This window comes from Asticcacaulis sp. (assembly GCA_024707255.1).
Lineage (GTDB): Bacteria > Pseudomonadota > Alphaproteobacteria > Caulobacterales > Caulobacteraceae > Asticcacaulis.
In genome coordinates, this window is sequence record JANQAC010000001.1 from 1,653,561 (window position 1) to 1,671,589 (window position 18,029).

16 protein-coding genes, 1 tRNA gene and 3 pseudogenes are annotated in these 18,029 nt (G+C 60.1%); 9 read left to right on the plus strand and 11 right to left on the minus strand.

The window, feature by feature from the left end; all coding sequences use genetic code 11:
• Window positions 1–20: 20 nt before the first annotated feature.
• The 7 genes and pseudogenes from istB to NVV72_08125 all read right to left on the minus strand — a co-directional run bounded on the left by istB (window position 21) and on the right by NVV72_08125 (window position 4,494).
• A pseudogene (istB, locus tag NVV72_08095) lies at window positions 21–801 on the minus strand (IS21-like element helper ATPase IstB).
• A complete protein-coding gene (gene istA / locus NVV72_08100) occupies window positions 791–2,311 on the minus strand; it encodes an IS21 family transposase (protein MCR6659293.1) in 1,521 nt (506 codons plus the stop codon). The pseudogene istB and the gene istA overlap by 11 nt, the downstream one beginning before the upstream one ends.
• Window positions 2,312–2,424: 113 nt before the next feature.
• Window positions 2,425–2,706, minus strand: coding sequence for a putative addiction module antidote protein (locus NVV72_08105; GenBank protein MCR6659294.1), 282 nt, complete (start codon window positions 2,704–2,706; stop codon window positions 2,425–2,427).
• On the minus strand, window positions 2,703–2,996 hold the full coding sequence (locus NVV72_08110; protein ID MCR6659295.1) for a type II toxin-antitoxin system RelE/ParE family toxin: 294 nt from the start codon (window positions 2,994–2,996) through the stop codon (window positions 2,703–2,705). The genes NVV72_08105 and NVV72_08110 overlap by 4 nt, the downstream gene beginning before the upstream one ends.
• Window positions 2,989–3,879 (minus strand): site-specific integrase, encoded by an 891-nt coding sequence (locus tag NVV72_08115; GenBank protein ID MCR6659296.1) that lies wholly within the window; start codon window positions 3,877–3,879, stop codon window positions 2,989–2,991. The genes NVV72_08110 and NVV72_08115 overlap by 8 nt, the downstream gene beginning before the upstream one ends.
• Window positions 3,880–3,914: 35 nt before the next feature.
• Complete coding sequence (locus NVV72_08120; GenBank protein MCR6659297.1) at window positions 3,915–4,238, minus strand: Arm DNA-binding domain-containing protein; 324 nt, start codon at window positions 4,236–4,238, stop codon at window positions 3,915–3,917.
• A 169-nt stretch (window positions 4,239–4,407) separates the two neighbouring features.
• Window positions 4,408–4,494 (minus strand) — tRNA-Leu (locus tag NVV72_08125).
• A 452-nt stretch (window positions 4,495–4,946) separates the two neighbouring features.
• Here NVV72_08125 and NVV72_08130 point away from each other — a divergent pair.
• Window positions 4,947–5,991: pseudogene (locus NVV72_08130) on the plus strand (cyclopropane-fatty-acyl-phospholipid synthase family protein).
• Here the strand turns inward: NVV72_08130 and NVV72_08135 are convergent.
• Window positions 5,902–6,774, minus strand: coding sequence for a LysR family transcriptional regulator (locus NVV72_08135; protein MCR6659298.1), 873 nt, complete (start codon window positions 6,772–6,774; stop codon window positions 5,902–5,904). The pseudogene NVV72_08130 and the gene NVV72_08135 overlap by 90 nt on opposite strands.
• 118 nt (window positions 6,775–6,892) lie before the next feature.
• Here NVV72_08135 and NVV72_08140 point away from each other — a divergent pair, with 118 nt between their 5' ends.
• From NVV72_08140 to NVV72_08160, 5 genes and pseudogenes are all read left to right on the plus strand, one after another.
• Window positions 6,893–8,500 carry a methylcrotonoyl-CoA carboxylase gene (locus NVV72_08140; GenBank protein MCR6659299.1) on the plus strand — a complete coding sequence of 536 codons (1,608 nt, stop codon included), beginning with the start codon at window positions 6,893–6,895 and terminating at the stop codon, window positions 8,498–8,500.
• Between the two features lie 55 nt (window positions 8,501–8,555).
• Window positions 8,556–9,323, plus strand: a complete 768-nt coding sequence (locus NVV72_08145) for an enoyl-CoA hydratase-related protein (GenBank protein ID MCR6659300.1) — start codon at window positions 8,556–8,558, stop codon at window positions 9,321–9,323.
• Window positions 9,323–11,032: an acetyl/propionyl/methylcrotonyl-CoA carboxylase subunit alpha gene (locus tag NVV72_08150; GenBank protein ID MCR6659301.1), complete on the plus strand. Its 1,710-nt coding sequence runs from the start codon at window positions 9,323–9,325 to the stop codon at window positions 11,030–11,032. Before NVV72_08145 ends, NVV72_08150 begins: the two co-directional genes overlap by 1 nt.
• Before the next feature lie 93 nt (window positions 11,033–11,125).
• Window positions 11,126–12,290 (plus strand): annotated as a pseudogene (locus NVV72_08155) (isovaleryl-CoA dehydrogenase).
• A complete protein-coding gene (locus NVV72_08160) occupies window positions 12,287–13,204 on the plus strand; it encodes a hydroxymethylglutaryl-CoA lyase (protein ID MCR6659302.1) in 918 nt (305 codons plus the stop codon). The pseudogene NVV72_08155 and the gene NVV72_08160 overlap by 4 nt, the downstream one beginning before the upstream one ends.
• Here NVV72_08160 and NVV72_08165 read toward each other — a convergent pair.
• Genes NVV72_08165 through NVV72_08175 form a run of 3 tightly spaced genes read right to left on the minus strand, consistent with a single transcriptional unit; the run spans window position 13,194 to window position 14,915 of the window.
• Window positions 13,194–13,619, minus strand: coding sequence for a DUF2177 family protein (locus NVV72_08165; GenBank protein ID MCR6659303.1), 426 nt, complete (start codon window positions 13,617–13,619; stop codon window positions 13,194–13,196). The genes NVV72_08160 and NVV72_08165 overlap by 11 nt on opposite strands.
• A gap of 1 nt (window position 13,620) precedes the next feature.
• Window positions 13,621–14,295, minus strand: coding sequence for a ChrR family anti-sigma-E factor (locus NVV72_08170; protein ID MCR6659304.1), 675 nt, complete (start codon window positions 14,293–14,295; stop codon window positions 13,621–13,623).
• Complete coding sequence (locus NVV72_08175) at window positions 14,292–14,915, minus strand: sigma-70 family RNA polymerase sigma factor (GenBank protein MCR6659305.1); 624 nt, start codon at window positions 14,913–14,915, stop codon at window positions 14,292–14,294. Before NVV72_08175 ends, NVV72_08170 begins: the two co-directional genes overlap by 4 nt.
• A 154-nt stretch (window positions 14,916–15,069) precedes the next feature.
• Here NVV72_08175 and NVV72_08180 point away from each other — a divergent pair, with 154 nt between their 5' ends.
• From NVV72_08180 to NVV72_08190, 3 genes are read left to right on the plus strand one after another with little or no spacing between them, the layout of a single operon-like run.
• A complete protein-coding gene (locus NVV72_08180; GenBank protein ID MCR6659306.1) occupies window positions 15,070–16,419 on the plus strand; it encodes an FAD-dependent oxidoreductase in 1,350 nt (449 codons plus the stop codon).
• Window positions 16,419–17,180, plus strand: coding sequence for a DUF1365 domain-containing protein (locus NVV72_08185; protein ID MCR6659307.1), 762 nt, complete (start codon window positions 16,419–16,421; stop codon window positions 17,178–17,180). The genes NVV72_08180 and NVV72_08185 overlap by 1 nt, the downstream gene beginning before the upstream one ends.
• A gap of 4 nt (window positions 17,181–17,184) precedes the next feature.
• Window positions 17,185–18,027 carry an alpha/beta hydrolase gene (locus NVV72_08190; GenBank protein MCR6659308.1) on the plus strand — a complete coding sequence of 281 codons (843 nt, stop codon included), beginning with the start codon at window positions 17,185–17,187 and terminating at the stop codon, window positions 18,025–18,027.
• Window positions 18,028–18,029 lie beyond the last annotated feature (2 nt).

Genomic DNA, 18,029 nt, shown 5'->3' on the forward strand with positions numbered 1-18,029 from the left:
TCCTATGGGTCATGTTGGGGTCAAGTCACAGTTTTCTCCCTTCTCGATTTCACTGTTGCGGTGCTTGCCTTGAAGCGGAAGCTGTCGTTTCCGGTTTCAAGGATTATGGCAGTGATGCGTGAGCCGGTCGAGCAGCGCGGTGGTCATCTTGGCATCGCCGAACACACCCGCCCATTCGCTGAAGCTGAGATTGGTGGTTATGACGACGCTGGTCTGTTCGTAGAGCCGGCTTAGCATGTGGAACAACAAGGCGCCGCCGGACGCGCTGAACGGCAGGTAGCCCAGCTCATCGAGGATGACCATATCGAGCTTGAGTAACCGGTCCGCCATTTGGCCGACCTTGCCCTGGGCCTTTTCCTGTTCAAGCAGGTTGACCAGTTCGATGGTCGAGAAGAAACGCACCTTCTTTCGATGATGCTCGACAGCCTGCACGCCCAGCGCTGTGGCGACATGGGTTTTGCCAGTGCCAGGTCCCCCGATCAGGACAACGTTGTGCGCACCGTCGATAAACTCACATCGATGTAACTGCCGCACAAGCGCTTCATTGACCTCACCGGAAGCAAAGTCATAGCCCGACAGGTCTTTGTAGGCCGGGAAGCGGGCCGATTTGATCTGATAGGCAATAGACCTGACCTCCCGCTCAGCCGTTTCGGCCTTCAGAAGCTGGGACAGGATTGGCATCGCGCTTTCAAACGCAGGCGAGCCCTGCTCGGTCAGTTCGCCTGCGGCCTGGGCCATGCCGTACATTTTCAGAGCTCGTAGCATGATGATAATGGCCGCACTGGCGGGATCATGACGCATGACGGCCCTCCGTGCGCAAGGCATCATAGCGCTCAACATTAGCCAGGGGTTCCTGCCTCAGCCGCAGCGCCTGTGGCGCATCGATTGTATCGGGCGGCGTTGTCCCGTCGATCAGGCGATGCAGCAGGTTCAGGATGTGTGTCTTGGTTGGCACGCCACCAGCCAGTGCCAGCTCAACGGCTTGCAAGACGACCTGTTCGTCATGTTGAAGAACAAGGGCCAGGATTTCGACCATTTCCCGATCGCCACCAGGGCGTTTGAGGAGGTGCCCCTGAAGCCGCCGGAAGGATTCCGGCAGATCAGTGAATGGCGCGCCGTTACGCAGGGCGCCTGGCTTGCGCTGGATCACCGCCAGATAGTGACGCCAATCGTAGACGGTGCGACCAGGCGTATGATGGCTGCGATCTATAATCCGTTGATGCTCGCACAGGATCTGACCTTCCGCCGCCACGACGATGCGATCTGGATAGACGCGCACGCTGACCGGGCGGTTGGCGAACGAGGCCGGCACGCTGTAGCGATTGCGCTCCAAATGGATCAGGCACGTCGGGGTCACCCGTTTGGTATGTTCGACGAAGCCGTCGAACGGCCGCGTGGGCGCCATTAAGTAGTCCTGCTCTTCCGCCCAGACATCCGCAATCGTCCCCGGCAGTTCACCATGCGGGATTTCCCGCCAGTAAGCGATACACCGCTCTTCCAGCCAGACATTCAGAGCCGCCAGGTTCGGGAAGCTGGGTATCGGTATCCATAGCCGGTGACGGGCATCCTGGACGTTCTTCTCGACCTGTCCCTTCTCCCAGCCTGACGCCGGATTGCAGAACTCGGCATCGAACAGATAATGACTGGCCATCGCCTGGAAGCGCAGGTTCACCTGCCGCGCCTTGCCGACTCCGATCTTATCGACCGCCGTTCTCATATTGTCATAAATACCCCGCCGCGGCACCCCGCCCAGCACGCGGAAGGCTTCGACATGAGCATCGAACAGCATCTCATGCGTCTGAAGCGGATAGGCCCTGAGGAAGAAGGCCCGGCTGTATGCCAGCTTGAAGTGGGCTACCTGAAGCTTGGTGCGCTCGCCACCCAGAACGGCCCAGTCCTCGCTCCAGTCGAACTGGAAGGCTTCGCCGGCCTCGAAGGCCAGGGGTACGAAGGTCCCGCGGCCAGTTGTTTGCTGGTCACGCAAACGACTGGCTTTCCAATCCCGCGCAAAAGCCGCCACACGACCATAGGATCCCTCGTAACCCAAGGCAATCAGATCGCCGTGGAGCTGTTTGATGGTGCGCTTTTGCTTGCGAGACTTGCCAGTTTCAATCTTCAGCCAATGCGCCAGTTTCTCAGCGTACGGGTCCAGCTTACTGGGCCGGTCCGGCACCCGATACTTCGGCTCAACAGCGTCAGATCGTAGGTATCTGCGGATAGTGTTGCGGGACAATCCTGTCCGCCGCGATATCTCCCGGATCGATATCCGATCACGGAAAGCCCAGCGTCTGATGACGCTCAATAGTGCCATGTCTATCACTCCAAGGCCCTCGCTGTCTGACAACGAGGGGAGTTTCACATGGGTCAATTCTCAGTGAAAATTACGAGGCCAAGTGGGTCAGTTCTAAGTGGAAATCAACACAGTTAAGCCGCGATGGACAATTTGACCCCCAGCGCCTTCGTCATAGCCAGAAGCGTAGACAAGGTCGGGTTACCATTCTCACCGACCGCCTTATATAGTGCGGCGCGCGTGAGGCCGGTCGCCTCGGCGAGGTCCTGGACGCCTTTGGCGCGGACGACATCGCTAAGAGCCGTGCGAATAAGGGCCATATTGCCTTCCTCAAACGCAGCTTCCAGATAGGCCGCAATCATCTCCGGACTGTCCAGATATTCGGCCGCGTCAAATTTTCGCGTTGACTTCTTCATCCGTATATCTCCGCCAATACCTTTGCCTGCTCAATGTCGGCCTGCTGACTTTTCTTGGTTCCGCCGCAAAGGAGCACGATCATCACGCGGCCTCGTTGTATGAAATACAGACGGTAGCCCGGACCGTAATCAATGCGGGCCTCGCTGACGCCTTCGCCAACCGGCTTCACGTCTCCAAGATTGCCGAGCGAGAAACGAGTAACTCGGGCAACAATACGGGCCTTGGCCCGGACATCCCGCAAGTCAGTCAACCACTCGGCAAATTCCTCGGTCTGATGCACTTCAAACATTGGCAAAATGCGCCCTTTGCGCAGTTTTGTCAACTATAGTTTTCATTTCTGTGACTGGCTGGTTCTTCAAAGCATCAAGGTAATCAGACCACCACTGCGCCATCCGCACACGCTCGTCCCAGTGCTTGCCTCTGTGATAAATCGCTCGCACGGCGTCGCCGCCCTGGTGCGCCAGGGCACGTTCGATCGCATCGGGTGACCACAGGCCGGATTCGTTCAGCAAGGAGCTGGCAGTGCTTCTGAAGCCGTGCGAGGTCATCTCATCCGCCGTGAAGCCCATGCGCCTCAGTGCGACATTGAGCGTGTTTTCAGCCATAGGATTTTGCCACGAGCTGACGGCTGGAAAGACATACTGGCTCCTACCTCGGCACAGCGCCGCTTCGCCCAGGATGGCGAGAACCTGGGATGACAGAGGCACGGTATGGTCGTTGCGCATCTTCATCTTGGCCGCTGGAATGCGCCAGACGGCTTTATTCAGGTCGAACTCCTCCCATTCAGCGTGGCGTAGTTCTCCCGGACGTACAAAGACATGGGGCAACATCTTAAGCGCCAGGGAGCAAAGACCGTGACCTCGGTATCTGTCGATGGCGCGCAGCAGGCGGCCCACTTCTTCGGGCTCTATAAGCGCGGCGTGATGTTTGACCTTCGGGGCGATCAATGCCTCTCCGAGATCGGCAGCCGGGTTGAAACGGCACCTTCCGGTGATCACGGCATAGCGAAACACCCTCGCGGCGAACGCCCGAACCCGCTTGGCAGTTTCGTGGTTTCCCAGCCCTTCAATTTTCTTGATGGCCGCCAGAAGCTCCACGGGCTCTATCGCTGTCACAGGCCGGTAGCCAACATCCTTTTCCAAAAGCGAATTGAACCAGCGAAGCTTGGTCATAGTCGCTCCTGCCAGGCCATCTTGCTCCCGCTTTTCTACAAATTCGTCCGCAATGGCCTTGAATGTGTTTGCTGCTTCAATTGCCGCAGCAGTCTGCCTTCTCTTCTTCTCCAGACCGGGATCGACGCCATCGGCGATAAGGGATCGGGCTTGGTCGCGCCGCCCCTGGCGTCTTTCAAGCTCACGTCCGGATAGCCGCCGAGGGATAATTGTTTTTCAGCGCCACCGAAGCGGTACTTGAACCGCCAGAGCTTCCCGCCGGTGGGCGTGACGACGACCAACAGTCCGCCGTCGTCGTAAAGTTTATACTTGGTCGCTTGGGGCTTCGCATTGCGCAAAGCGGTATCAGATAGTGCCATTGCGTTTGTCCTAAAAGCAGGACCGCACCGCTGAGAAATCCCCCCAAAAGTCCCCCCAACAAGGGCGAATGCAGGCGGACTCCAGCGGACGGAGTTGAACTCAACGTCTTATAACTAGCACATTTTAAAGGGTTTTTCAATTTTTCGCGGACACCCGCGAACCCCTAGATGGTGCCCAGGAAAGGACTCGAACCTTCACGGCCGTTAAGCCACTGGCACCTGAAGCCAGCGCGTCTACCAATTCCGCCACCTGGGCACTTACTTAGGTGGTAGTCTCCGCCGATTTCTCCGCGAAGGCGGCGACCTATAGGGGCAAACTTTTCGCCGGTCAACGCCTTTGATGACGATTTACACAAAAGTTTTCACACTTTCCGCCTTAACCAATTCCTTATTTCCCAAACCGTGAACCCTATCGGTTTTTTGCGCCCGCCGTTTTCTTCTGTTACCGCCCCAGAAGCGTTGGAGATCGCCATGCTGCAAAGATATCTTCAGGCTCTTATTCAGCAAGGCAGGCTGACTGTTCGGATCAATCCCGGCAAGACCTTTACTTTCGGCAATTTGATACCGGACAGGCCCGATCTGGATGTCGCCATCTGGATCAACAGCCCCTGGACGGCCTTCAAGATCGGCCTGCATCCTTATCTCTATTTCGGCGAAGCGGTCATGGAGGCCGACCTGATCGTTGAAAAAGGCAGCCTCTGGAACCTGATGGAACTGATCGGGCTGAACCTGCAAAACGCGCCTGACCGTGGCTGGCTGTCGCGCCTGCTGCACGGCATCAAGCGCTTCCTGCCGGTCCATTCGCTCAGTGCCTCGCGCGCTAATGTGGCGCACCATTATGATCTGTCGGAAAAGCTCTACCGTCTGTTTCTCGATGAGGACATGCAGTATTCCTGCGCTTATTTTCAGTCGCCCCAGGCGTCGCTGGAAGAGGCGCAGATCGCCAAGAAGGACCATATCGCCGACAAGCTTTATCTCACGCCGGGCCAGAGTGTGCTCGATATCGGCTGCGGCTGGGGCGGCATGGCGCTGCACCTGGCGAAGCAGGCCGGCGTCAATGTCACCGGTGTGACCCTTTCGACCGAACAACTGGCTGTGGCCGAACAGCGCGCCCTGGCGCCGAGTGTCAATGCCCGCGTGCGCTTCGAGCTGTGTGACTACCGCGAGGTCAGCGGCCTGTTCGATCGCATTGTCAGCGTCGGCATGTTTGAGCACGTCGGGCTGGCCGGTTTTGATGGCTATTTCCAGACCGTGGCCGACCGGCTGAAGGACGACGGTGTGGCGCTGATCCATACCATTGGTCGGCGTGGCAAGACCGGCGGGCGTTCGGCCTGGCTCAACAAATATATCTTCCCCGGCGGTTATATTCCGAGTTTATCGGAAATAACGGACTCGGTCGAAAAAATCCGGGCTATACATCACTGATATCGAGCCGTTGCGCCTGCACTATGCCGAGACCCTGCGGCACTGGCGTGAGCGTTTCCTGGCGCACCGCGAGGAGATCGCCGCCCTCTATGACGACCGCTTCTGCCGCATGTGGGAATTTTATCTCTGCTGGTGCGAACTCGGTTTTCGCTACGGTGACCTCATGGTCTTCCAGGTGCAACTGGCAAAACGGCTCGATACCCTGCCGATCACCCGAGACTATATGATGCCGCAGGCGTCAGCCCGCGTGGCCGAAGAAGCCGCCGGCGAAACGCTGAAAGGCGTTGCCCGCGCCGCTCAGGCGATCCGGCAGGGCGAAGCGCGGTAAGAACAGCGCCACCGTGCGGCGCGGATTGAAATCGCGCATGGGAATCCGCACGACATCCGGCGCCTGGTAGCAATCCGGCATCACGGTGATGCCCACACCGGCGCCGACCATGCTGAGGGCGCGCTCGTCCTGAGCCGTGCGGTAAACGAGCGGCGGACGGACATTGCGATCGGTGAAATGACGGCTGGTTTCGCTCAGCACTTCGCAGCGCGAGCGGACAATCATCGACTCATTGGCCAGATCTTCGCCCCGTATGACGGCCTCGCCCGCCAGCCGGTGCGTGACAGACAGCGCCAGTTGGTAACCTTCCTCAAAGAGCGGCAGGCTGGTGTTATCCTCGACCCGGCGCAGCGAAAGCGCATAATCCAGGCCGCGTTCATCGAGGCGATTGAGCAGTTCCTGTTCGCTGCCGTCATAAAGATCGAAACGGATGCCGGGATGTGCCGCCGAGAAGCCGGCCAGCAGACGCGCCACCAGGGCTGCCGGCAGGGTTTGCAGCACACCCAGCCGCAACACATCGGCGGTTTCGGTCCGGGAGATTTCGGCAGCGGCCATATTGACTTCGTGCAGGATCGCCTTGGCGCGCGGCAAAAAGCGCGAACCGGCCGTCGTGAGAAAGACGCGCTTGTTGTTGCGCACGAACAGATCGACGCCCAACTGCTCTTCCAGCCGCTTGATTCCGGCCGAAAGCGTTGGCTGGGTGATCAGGCAAGCGGCCGCCGCCTTGGTGAAGCTGCCGGTTTCGACCACCGCCAGGAAATAGCGCAGAAGGTACAGTTCCATAATCTATTCAATGGCGTTTATTCATAGATATTGTCTATGCACAGAATTGTGACTATCAATTTTTCCAATTGAGGCCAGGCGCGTACTATCCTCCCTGAAAACGTGAGACAGGGATCATATGACCGCCTTCAGAAGCGAGATCGACACAGGCTCGGATGAGTTTCGCGCCAATGCCGCGCGGATGCAGGCGCTGGTGGATGACCTGCGAAGCCTGACCGCGCACATCGCTCAGGGCGGGTCGCCATCGGCACGTGAAAAACATACGGCGCGCGGCAAGCTTCTGCCCCGCGATCGTGTTGCCGGGTTGATCGATCCGGGCTCGTCGTTTCTCGAATTTTCCGCCCTGGCGGCGCACAGGGTCTATCATGACGAGGTGCCGGCGGCGGGCCTGGTCACCGGCATCGGCCGGATTTCTGGCACAGAATGCGTCGTCGTCTGCAACGACGCCACGGTAAAGGGCGGCACCTATTATCCGCTGACGGTCAAGAAGCACCTGCGGGCACAGGAGATCGCCCAGACCAACAACCTGCCTTGCGTCTATCTGGTCGATTCCGGCGGCGCCAACCTGCCCAACCAGGACGAGGTCTTTCCGGACAAGGACGATTTCGGCCGTATCTTCTTTAACCAGGCGCAGATGTCGGCCAGCGATATCCCGCAGATCGCTGTGGTCATGGGCTCCTGCACCGCCGGCGGCGCCTATGTGCCGGCCATGAGCGACGAATCGATTATTGTCCGTAACCAGGGCACCATCTTTCTGGCGGGGCCGCCGCTGGTCAAGGCGGCCACAGGGGAAGTGGTCTCGGCAGAGGATCTTGGCGGCGGCGATGTCCATGCGCGCGTCTCCGGTGTGGTCGATCATCTGGCGGCCGATGACGCCGATGCCCTGCGCATTGCCCGCCGCATTGTCGGTCATCTCAATCGCCCGAAAAAGATCGGGCTGGCAATGCGGCAGGCGGTTGAGCCGCTCCACGAGGCCGAGGAGATTTACGGTATTATCCCCGCCGACACGCGCCAGCCTTTCGATGTGCGTGAGATTATCGCCCGGCTGGTCGATGGCTCCGAATTCGATGAATTCAAAAAGCTTTACGGTGAGACGCTCGTCTGCGGTTTCGCCCATCTCTACGGCTATCCGGTTGGCATCATCGCCAATAACGGCGTGCTGTTTTCCGAAAGTGCGCTGAAAGGGGCGCATTTTATAGAATTGTGCTGCCAGCGCGGCATCCCGCTGATTTTCCTGCAAAATATCACAGGCTTTATGGTCGGCAGACAGTATGAAAACGAAGGGATTGCCCGCCACGGCGCCAAGATGGTCACGGCGGTCGCCTGCGCCAACGTACCGAAATTCACGGTCATCATCGGCGGATCTTATGGCGCCGGAAACTACGGCATGTGCGGCCGCGCCTATGATCCGCGTTTCCTGTGGATGTGGCCCAATGCACGGATTTCGGTCATGGGTGGTGAACAGGCGGCCAATGTGTTGGCCACGGTGAAGCGCGACGGCATCGAGGCGAAGGGCGGCCAATGGAGCGCCGAGGACGAGGCCGCCTTCAAGGCGCCGATCCGTGACACCTACGAGGCGCAGGGCCACCCCTATTACGCCTCCGCCCGGCTGTGGGATGACGGCGTCATCGACCCCGCGGATACCCGCCGCGTACTGGGCCTGGGACTATCCGCCGCATTGAATGCCCCGATTGCCCCCACCAGGTTTGGTGTCTTCAGGATGTAACCGCCGAAAAGGAAACGCCCTCAAGCAGCGTAGCGGTAGGGCAAAGGAGAAAGCCATGCAGGATATCACCGTAGACGCCGATGAACGCGGCGTTGTCCGCGTCACACTCAATCGCCCCGCCGTCCATAATGCCTTCAATGAGGGCATGATCGGCGAACTGACCGACGCCTTCGCCGATCTCGGCAAGCAGGATGGCGTGCGCGTCATCGTTCTGGCCGGCAATGGCGCCAGTTTCAGCGCCGGGGCCGATCTCAACTGGATGAAGCGCGCCGCCGAACAGGACGAATACGCCAACCGCGAAGACGCCCTGGCCCTGGCGAAGATGTTCGATACGCTCAATACCTGCCCGAAGCCGGTAGTCGGACTGGTCCACGGCGCGGCGCTGGGCGGCGGTGTCGGGCTGGTCGCCTGCTGCGATGTGGTGATCGCTCAGCCGGAAGTCAGTTTCGGCATGACCGAGGTGCGCCTGGGCCTGATCCCGGCGGTGATCTCGCCCTTCGTCATTGCCAAGGTGGGCCAGTCGGCGGCACGGCGTTACATGCTGACCGGCGAGCGCTTCACGGCGGCGGAAGCCCTGCGCATTGGCCTGATCCATGAGGTCTCAAGCGCGCTGGAAGCCGAGGGCGCCAAGATGGTCGAGGCCCTGCTGGCCGGCGGTCCGGAAGCCATTGCCGACGCCAAGGACCTGATCAGTGATATCACGCGCATGGACGATAAGGGAGAATTGACCGCTCACCGCATCGCCACGCGCCGCGCCTCCGATGAAGGCCGCGAGGGTATTGCCGCCTTCCTTGGCAAACGCAAACCCCACTGGACGGCCTGATGTTCAAACGCATTCTGATCGCCAATCGCGGGGAAATCGCCCGTCGTATCATCCGTACCTGCAAGCGGATGAATGTTGAGACCGTCGCCGTCTACTCCGACGCCGATGCGCGTGCGGCTTTTGTGCGCGAGGCCGACCGCGCCGTGTTGATCGGGCCGGCGGCGGCCAGTGACAGCTATCTCCGTGGAGACCGGATCATCGCCGTGGCGCTGGAAACCGGCGCCCAGGCCATCCACCCCGGCTATGGCTTCCTGTCGGAAAACGCCGAATTCGCGGAAGCCTGCGAGGATGCCAGCCTGGTCTTTATCGGTCCGCGGCCAGACGCTATCCGGGCCATGGCCCTGAAAGGGGCCGCCAAGGCGCTGATGACCGCCGCGGGCGTGCCGGTAACACCCGGTTATCATGGCGATGATCAGGACACGGAGTATCTGGCGGCTGAGGCCGCGCGGATAGGCTTTCCGGTGTTGATCAAGGCCGTGGCCGGGGGCGGTGGCAAGGGGATGCGGCGGGTCGACCGGGCGGAGGATTTTAGTGATGCGCTGATATCGGCACAGCGCGAGGGGCTGAATGCCTTTGGCGATCCCAAGGTGCTGATCGAGAAATATATCGAGGTGCCGCGCCATATCGAAATCCAGCTCTTCGCCGACGAACACGGACATGTCGTTCATCTGTTCGAGCGCGACTGTTCGCTGCAACGCCGCCACCAGAAGGTGATCGAAGAAGCCCCGGCGCCGGGCCTGCCGCAAGCCATGCGCCAGGCCATGGGAGAGGCGGCCGTGAAGGCGGCGCAGGCCATCAAATATCGCGGCGCGGGCACGGTGGAGTTCATCGTTGATGTCTCGAAAGGCATCGAAGGCGCGCCCTTCTATTTCATGGAGATGAACACGCGGCTTCAGGTCGAGCATCCGGTGACCGAGGAAATCACCGGGCTTGATCTGGTCGAATGGCAGTTGCGCGTGGCGGCGGGCGAGCCCTTGCCGAAGACGCAGGACGAATTGACGATCACCGGTCACGCCATCGAGGCGCGGCTCTATGCCGAAGACCCGCAGAATGATTTCCTGCCGGCCACGGGCACGCTGGAACGGCTCGATTTCCCGCAGGCGGCGCGCATCGAATCGGCGGTTGAGGAAGGGGACGTCGTCAGCCCGTTTTATGATCCGATGATCGCCAAGATCGTGGTTCATGGCAATGACCGCAAACAGGCATTGGCGCGGATGCGCGAAGCGCTGATCGCGACGAAACTGCGTGGCCTGGCGACAAACCTTGGCTTCCTGCGCCGAGTGGTGTCCGACGAGGCGTTTTTGGCGGCCGAGATCGATACCGGCTTTATCGCCCGCCATCAGGACAGGTTGCTTCTCCCCTGGCCCGACAGCGAGATCACGCCTTCACAGGCCGATCCGACCTCGCCATGGAATGACATCACCGGCTGGCGGCTCAACCTGCCGCCGCAGTCGCCATTGAACCTGAAGTCGGAAGCCAGCGAGGCGGTTGTGGTTTCCGGCGATGTCAAGGCACCGATGCCGGGCAAGCTTATCGACGTTTTTGTCGCCGTGGGCGAAACGGTTGAGAAGGGCCAGAAGCTGCTGATCATGGGCGCCATGAAGATTGAACACACCATGAAGGCACCGATGGCGGGCGTGGTAAGGGCTGTCCATGCGGCGGCCGGTGACCAGGTGGCAGATAAAGCGCTGCTGGTCGAGATTGAGTAAATAAGGCAAGAAACCCCACCACCACGAGCCAAGAGGCTCGCGGTCCCCCTCCCCAGTAAACTGGGGAGGTATAAGAAAAAGAGGCAGGCGATGATCGATTTCCCCCATCTGCAATTCGGCCATGGCGAGGATATTGAGTCCCTGCGCGAAGGCGTGCGTCGCTTCGCCGAAATCGAGATCGCGCCTTTGGCTGAGGCCGCCGACCGCGATGACCAGTTCCCCATGCCCCTGTGGCGCAAGATGGGCGAGATGGGCGTGCTCGGCCTGACCGCGCCGGAAGCCTATGGCGGCGCCCAGATGGGCTATCTGGCCCACACCATAGCCATGGAGGAAATCTCCCGCGCCTCGGCTTCTATCGGACTTTCTTATGGCGCGCATTCCAATCTGTGCGTCAATCAGATCGTCCGCAATGGCAATGAAGCCCAGAAGGCGAAATACCTGCCGAAGCTGATTTCCGGTGAGTATGTCGGGGCGTTGGCCATGTCGGAAACCGGCGCAGGCTCGGACGTGGTGTCGATGAAACTGCGCGCCGACAAGAAAGGCGACCATTACGTACTCAATGGCTCGAAGATGTGGATCACCAATGGTCCGGACGCGGACGTTCTGGTCGTCTACGCCAAGACCGATCCGGCGGCCGGCTCGAAAGGCATGACCGCCTTTCTGATCGAAAAGGGATTCAAGGGCTTCCTCGGTGGCACAGAAGCTCGACAAACTGGGGATGCGCGGCTCGCATACCGGCGAACTGGTCTTCGCCGATTGCGAGGTGCCGGCGGAGAATGTTCTGGGTACGGAAGGGCGTGGCGCCGGTGTGCTGATGTCCGGTCTCGATTACGAGCGCGTGGTGCTGTCCGGCGGGCCGCTTGGCATCATGCGCGCCTGTCTCGATGTCGTGATCCCCTATATCCACGCGCGCGAACAGTTCGGCAGCCCCATCGGCACCTTCCAGTTGATGCAGGGCAAGCTGGCCGACATGTATTCGACCTGGGCCGCTTGCCGATCTTACGTCTACGCCGTGGCCGCTGCTTGTGACCGTGGCGAAACCACGCGCAAGGATGCTGCGGGCTGCATCCTTTATGCCGCCGAAAAGGCCACCTGGATGGCGGGCGAGGCCATCCAGTGCCTGGGTGGCAACGGCTATACGAACGACTTCCCGGTCGGCCGGTTGTGGCGCGACGCCAAGCTGTACGAAATCGGCGCCGGTACTTCGGAGATCCGCCGGATGCTGATCGGCCGCGAGTTGTTCGAGGAAACCCGATGAATTCTAAAAATATGAGGCCCTCGCACGTCACTCTTTACGAAGTCGGGCCGCGCGATGGCTTGCAGGCGGAGACTGAGATCGTACCCGCCGCCGACAAGATCGCGCTGATCGACACATTGTCCGCATCCGGATTAAATTATATCGAGGCCGCCAGTTTCGTTTCATCGAAGTGGGTGCCGCAGATGGCCGATGCGGCCGAAGTCATGGCTGGCATCACGCGCGCACCGGGCGTAGCCTACCCGGTCCTGTCGCCCAATCTGAAAGGTTATGAAGCCGCGCGTGATGCCAATGCTCAAGTCGTCGCCATCTTCGGCGCGGCGTCGGAAACCTTCAGCCAGGAGAATATAAACTGCTCGATAGATGAAAGCCTTGAACGCTTTGGCTTCGTGATGGAGTCGGCAGCGCGCGACCATATTCGGGTGCGCGGCTATGTTTCGACCGTCATCGCCTGTCCCTATGAAGGGCCGGTCCAGCCCGAAGCCGTGGTGCGCGTGGCAGAACGGATGCTCGACATGGGCTGCTATGAAATTTCGCTGGGTGATACCATCGGTGTCGGTACGCCCGGAGATGTGGCGCGCCTGCTTGACATGGTGCTCAAGGTCATACCGGCGGAAAAACTGGCCGTGCATTTCCACGATACCTATGGCCAGGCCCTGGCCAATATCCTGACCTCGCTCGATTACGGTATTGCCACCATCGATTCCTCGGTCGGCGGGCTGGGCGGCTGCCCCTATGCACCGGGCGCTTCCGGCAATGTGGCGACCGAGGATGTGCTCTACATGCTAAATGGACTGGGCATAAAGACCGGTGTCGATCTCGATGCCATCGTATCGGCGGCCTGGCAGATATCGGATGTGCTGGGCCGCCCGCCGCGCTCGAAGGTGGCGGTGGCGAAAGGCCGGCCTAAAGTCTGAGCTTCAGGAGCTTAAGCGCGCCCGCTGTCAGCAGCGCCGTGGTCAGGGTGATAACCATACCCCAGGCCATATCGATCAGGCTCAGGCGCAGAGGCCAGTCCCGGATCACCGCCAGGGCCGTCAGGTCATAGGTGCCGTAAGCCGCCATGCCGAACAGGGCGGACTTTATCGACAGATCGATGAGGGACGGGCGTCCGCGCCCACCGAAAAGCACCGGGAATATGACCAGCCAGGTCAGGCTAACGCCATACAGCAGATAAAAGGCCGCCGCGGGCACAAGATCGGGCTTTGTACGCATCAGGCCGGCCATGTTCGATCGGTAGAGGGCTTCGGCCGTCAGGCTGAGCCAGGCAAAATCGAGGGCCAGCATGATGACCAGCACGAGTACGAGCGTGACGATAAAAGCGCGGATCATGCTATATCCTCGCAATGGGCTTCAGCAGCCAACCCAGCCAGGTCTTGGGGATGATCGCGGCTTCCTGCGCCACCAGGCACAGGCAGTCGACATCACCCATCATGACCGGCATGTGGCGGTCATCGGTTTCGTCGCACTGGCTGAAATCGCCGCGCTGGTAAAGCCCCTTGTGATCCCGGTATTGCCCCTGCAGCATGACGGTAATTTCGCGCCCGCGATGGGTATGCTCGGGCATTTCCATGCCGGCCCTGACGCACATCAGGTAGGTCTTTGCCCTCTTTGGATCGTCCTGCAGGGCAATCGGCGCCATCCAGACACCGGGCGCGACGAAATAACGGTTGCGGATGTCGACGTTTTGCAGTGACGGCGGCAACTCGAAACCTTCGAGGAACGCCGGCCGTCTGGCCGGTGCAGGCACAGGCGCATCGCGGGTTTCCACAAGCTCGACCGGTCTTTCAATCCGGGCCAGGGCCAGGTCAAGCGCGCTGTCCGACATCGCCACGCCCTCGGTCACTTCCAGCATGGCGCCGCCAATCGCCGTGAAGACTCGCAGGTCATCCCGGCAGTTTGGACACAGATCGAGGTGCGTGCTGACGCTCAAACGCAGGCCCGGCGCCAGCGCACCGCGGAAATAGTCCCACAGAAGATCTTCACCCGGATGGTGAACGGCACTCATGACTTTACTCCGGTACTCTTGCCGTCCATGGCGGTGCGCAGGCGCGTCATGGCCAGGCGCAGGCGGGATTTCACGGTCCCCAGTGGAATGGACAGGGTTTTGGCGATATCGCTTTGCGACAGGTCTTCATAGAAGGACAGGCGCAGGATATCCTTTTGTTCGGGCGGCAATCCATCGAGCAGCCGGGCGACGGCCTGCGCCGATTGCGTGTCGACAATCTGTTCGTCGGCGGCCTTGTCGCCGTCACCTTGCCACAGGTCTTCGGGCAGTTCCCTGACCCGTTTGGCCTTGCGCGCGGCATCGATGCGCAGATTACGGGCAATGGAATAGATCCAGGTCACGGCCGAGGCTTTCGAGGCGTCGAACATGTGCGCCTTGCGCCAGACATTGAGCAGGGCCTCCTGCGCCAGGTCCTCGGCTTCCTGCGCGGTCATTCCCTGACCCATGACAAACGCCTTGATCCGGGGAGCGAAACTGGTGAACAGGGCGGCATAGGCGGCGCGGTCCCTTGTGCCGGCAATGCGCGTGATGAGCGCTTCGGGCGTTTCGGCACAGTTCTTCTGATCCGGCGATATCATGCGGACAGAAGAGCCGATTGTGAGGGCGCGGTCAAAGTGCATTTTGTCCGTTTCAGGAATTCAGCTATCAGGCGGGTTGTTTTCGCGTATTTGCTGCTTTTACGGCGCCATGTCCGCAGTGGATCACAGCGGGTGATCCATGCGGCGGGGGCGGGCGTAAACCCTGCATGTGAAAAGCAAGCACAACGGCAGTTCAATGGTTACCCCCGCAAAGTCCAAGATCGCCATTATCGGCACCGGTATCGCCGGCCTGTCAGCGGCCTGGATGCTGAATGACACCTGCGACATCACCGTTTTCGAAAGCGAGGCCGAGGTCGGCGGCCACAGCCATTCGGTCAATGTCGGCACGGAGGAAAATCCGTTGTGGGTGGATATGGGCTTTATTGTTTTCAACGAGCCCTGCTATCCCAATCTCGTGCAATTGTTTAAACATCTGGATGTGCCGCACCAGCTTTCCGACATGTCGTTCGGCGTATCGATCGACAAGGGCCGGCTGGAATATTCGAGCCTTGGCTTGAAAGGCCTTTTCGCCCAGACGCGCAACCTCTTCCGGCCGCGCTTTATTTCCCTGCTGCTCGACATCATGCGTTTCTATCGCGAGGCCCCGAAAGATCACGCCGCGCGCGCCCGTGAGAATTACCGGCTGGGCGACTATCTGAAGGACCGCAATTACGGCCGCGCCTTCATCGATGACCACCTGCTGCCCCAGGCTGCGGCCATCTGGTCGACCTCGGCCAGCCAGATCATGGACTACCCTTTCCGCGCCTTTATCGCCTTCTTCGAGAACCATGGCCTGTTGCAGATCATGGACCGCATCCTTTGGCGCAGCGTTATCGGCGGCGCGCAAGCTTACGTCACGAAACTGGTCGCGCCATTTGCCGGCCGTATACGCACCCATACCGCGATCAGTCGGGTGACGCGCGGCCCGAAAGGCGTCGTTCTTCACGATCAGAATGGCGTCAGTCATCTGTTCGACCAGGTGGTTTTCGCCACCCACGCCGATGTGACGCTGAAGATGCTGGCCGATGCCACCGGGGATGAAATCGAGACGCTCGGCGCCTTCAGCTATACCCCGAACGAGGTGGTGCTGCACACCGATGCCGCCTTCATGCCAAAGCGCCGGGCGGCGTGGTCAAGCTGGAACTATATGGGCGAACGTTCGGCTTCCAATGAACAGCAGCTTTGCGTCACCTACTGGATGAACCTGTTGCAGGTGCTGAAAACCGACCGGAACTACTTCGTTACCCTCAACCCGACGCACGCGGTCGATCCGGCGAAAGTCATCAAGCGCATCGTTTTCGAGCATCCACTGTTCAATGCCCGCGCCATCGCGGCGCAAGGCCGGCTGGCGGATTTGCAGGGGCAAAACCATAGCTGGTTCTGTGGCGCCTATTTCGGCTCCGGTTTCCATGAGGACGGCCTGCAATCGGGCCTGGCTGTCGCCGAGGCGATCACGGGCAAGCGCCGGCCGTGGGAATTTGACTGGCGGCAGAGCCGCATCCCCTACAATCCGTGGGAAGAACCGGTGAGAGAGGCGGCGGAATAGTGGAAAGTGGGATTTACATCGGCGAGGTGATCCATCAGCGGTTTGCGCCGAAGGCCCACCGCCTGAGCTATCGCATCTTTCAGATGCTGATTGATCTCGACCAGCCCAAAGAGGCGCTTTTCTTCTCCCATAATCGCTTCAACCTGTTCAGCTTCCATGACCGCGATCATGGGCCGGACAAGGCGCAGGCCCGCGCCGGACTCCTGCGGGACCGGATGGCGAAGCTATTATCCGAACACGGATTATACGCGCCCGGCGACCGGCTGTTCCTGATGGCCATGCCGCGCGTACTCGGTTTCGTCTTCAATCCGATCAGCCTCTATTTCCTGCAATCGGCCGAAGGCGCGATGAAGGCGGTGGTCTATGAGGTCAATAACACCTTCGGCGATCGTCACTCCTATGTCCTGCCCGTGCGCCAGGCCGTAAAGCGCATCCGGCAGGCCAGTGAGAAGCGTCTGCATGTCTCGCCCTTCATGGATATGGACATGGCCTACAGCTTCGACCTGATCGCGCCGGAGGAGACCTTCGCATTGAAAATTGACCTGAAAAAAGGCGATCAGCGGGTGCTGTTCGCCGGCTTTACGGCGTCACGAAAACCGCTGCGCGACCACACCTTGCTGTATCTCTTTTTCGCCATGCCGCTGATGACTATCGGTGTTGTCTGGGGCATTCACTGGGAGGCGCTTTTGCTGTTCCTCAAGGGGATGCGTCTGCGTCCCAAACCGCCGACCGAAAAGTCGGGCGTCAGCCTTAATGCCTGAGCCTGTGACGAAACGCTCCCTGCTTGCCGGGCTTGGCCTGGCGCCTTTGCTGGCCGGCTGCAATACTCTGTCTCTGTTCAACACTTTCACGCCGAAGGATGAGGCCCGGCGCGTGGCGCGTGATGTGCCTTTCGGTGACGATCCGCGGCAAAAACTGGATATTTATGCGCCTAAAGGCGAGCATCGGGACTTGCCGGTGCTGGTGTTCTTCTATGGCGGTGGTTGGAATTCCGGCTCGAAAGCCGACTATGTGTGGATGGGGCATTCGCTGGCGGCCCTGGGGTATCTGGTCTTCATCCCGGATTATCGTCTGGTGCCGCAGGTGTTCTATCCGGTGTTTCTCGAAGACAATACGCTGGCGGTGAAATTCGTCATGGCTCATGCTGGCGCCTATGGTGGCGATATCCGGCGCCTGGGTGTGATCGGTCATTCCGCCGGTGGCTATGCGGCGGCCATGATGGCGCTCGATCCGCGCTACCTCGGCGAAGGCGCGCCTTTGAAGGTCTGCGTCGGTATTGCCGGCCCGTATGATTTCTATCCGTTCGATGTACCGGCCTCAAAGGATGCCTTCAGCCAATGGCCAAGACCGGAGGAAACACAGCCGGTGACCTATGCCCGCAAGGTGGATACGCGCTTCCTGCTGATGCAGAGCCGCGCCGATACGGTGGTGGGAGTCCATAATGCCGTCAATCTCGACGCCCGGCTGAAGGCCGCCGGCACCGACGTGGACTTAAAGCTGTATGATAAACTGACCCATCCGGATACGGCCGCGGTCTTCTCCGTGCCCTTCCGCAACAAGGCGCCGCTGCGCGCCGATGCGGCCGCCTGGCTTAAGGCCAATCTTTAGGC

Coding starts and splice junctions, on each gene's coding strand:
- NVV72_08110 (MCR6659295.1), bottom strand. CDS start 2,996: ATGTTTGAAGTGCATCAGACCGAGGAATTTGCCGAGTGGTTGACTGAC.
- NVV72_08120 (MCR6659297.1), bottom strand. CDS start 4,238: ATGGCACTATCTGATACCGCTTTGCGCAATGCGAAGCCCCAAGCGACC.
- NVV72_08160 (MCR6659302.1), top strand. CDS start 12,287: ATGAATTCTAAAAATATGAGGCCCTCGCACGTCACTCTTTACGAAGTC.
- NVV72_08135 (MCR6659298.1), bottom strand. CDS start 6,774: ATGGAACTGTACCTTCTGCGCTATTTCCTGGCGGTGGTCGAAACCGGC.
- NVV72_08105 (MCR6659294.1), bottom strand. CDS start 2,706: ATGAAGAAGTCAACGCGAAAATTTGACGCGGCCGAATATCTGGACAGT.
- NVV72_08170 (MCR6659304.1), bottom strand. CDS start 14,295: ATGAGTGCCGTTCACCATCCGGGTGAAGATCTTCTGTGGGACTATTTC.
- NVV72_08145 (MCR6659300.1), top strand. CDS start 8,556: ATGCAGGATATCACCGTAGACGCCGATGAACGCGGCGTTGTCCGCGTC.
- NVV72_08115 (MCR6659296.1), bottom strand. CDS start 3,879: ATGACCAAGCTTCGCTGGTTCAATTCGCTTTTGGAAAAGGATGTTGGC.
- NVV72_08180 (MCR6659306.1), top strand. CDS start 15,070: ATGGTTACCCCCGCAAAGTCCAAGATCGCCATTATCGGCACCGGTATC.
- istA (MCR6659293.1), bottom strand. CDS start 2,311: ATGGCACTATTGAGCGTCATCAGACGCTGGGCTTTCCGTGATCGGATA.
- NVV72_08140 (MCR6659299.1), top strand. CDS start 6,893: ATGACCGCCTTCAGAAGCGAGATCGACACAGGCTCGGATGAGTTTCGC.
- NVV72_08175 (MCR6659305.1), bottom strand. CDS start 14,915: ATGCACTTTGACCGCGCCCTCACAATCGGCTCTTCTGTCCGCATGATA.
- NVV72_08165 (MCR6659303.1), bottom strand. CDS start 13,619: ATGATCCGCGCTTTTATCGTCACGCTCGTACTCGTGCTGGTCATCATG.
- NVV72_08150 (MCR6659301.1), top strand. CDS start 9,323: ATGTTCAAACGCATTCTGATCGCCAATCGCGGGGAAATCGCCCGTCGT.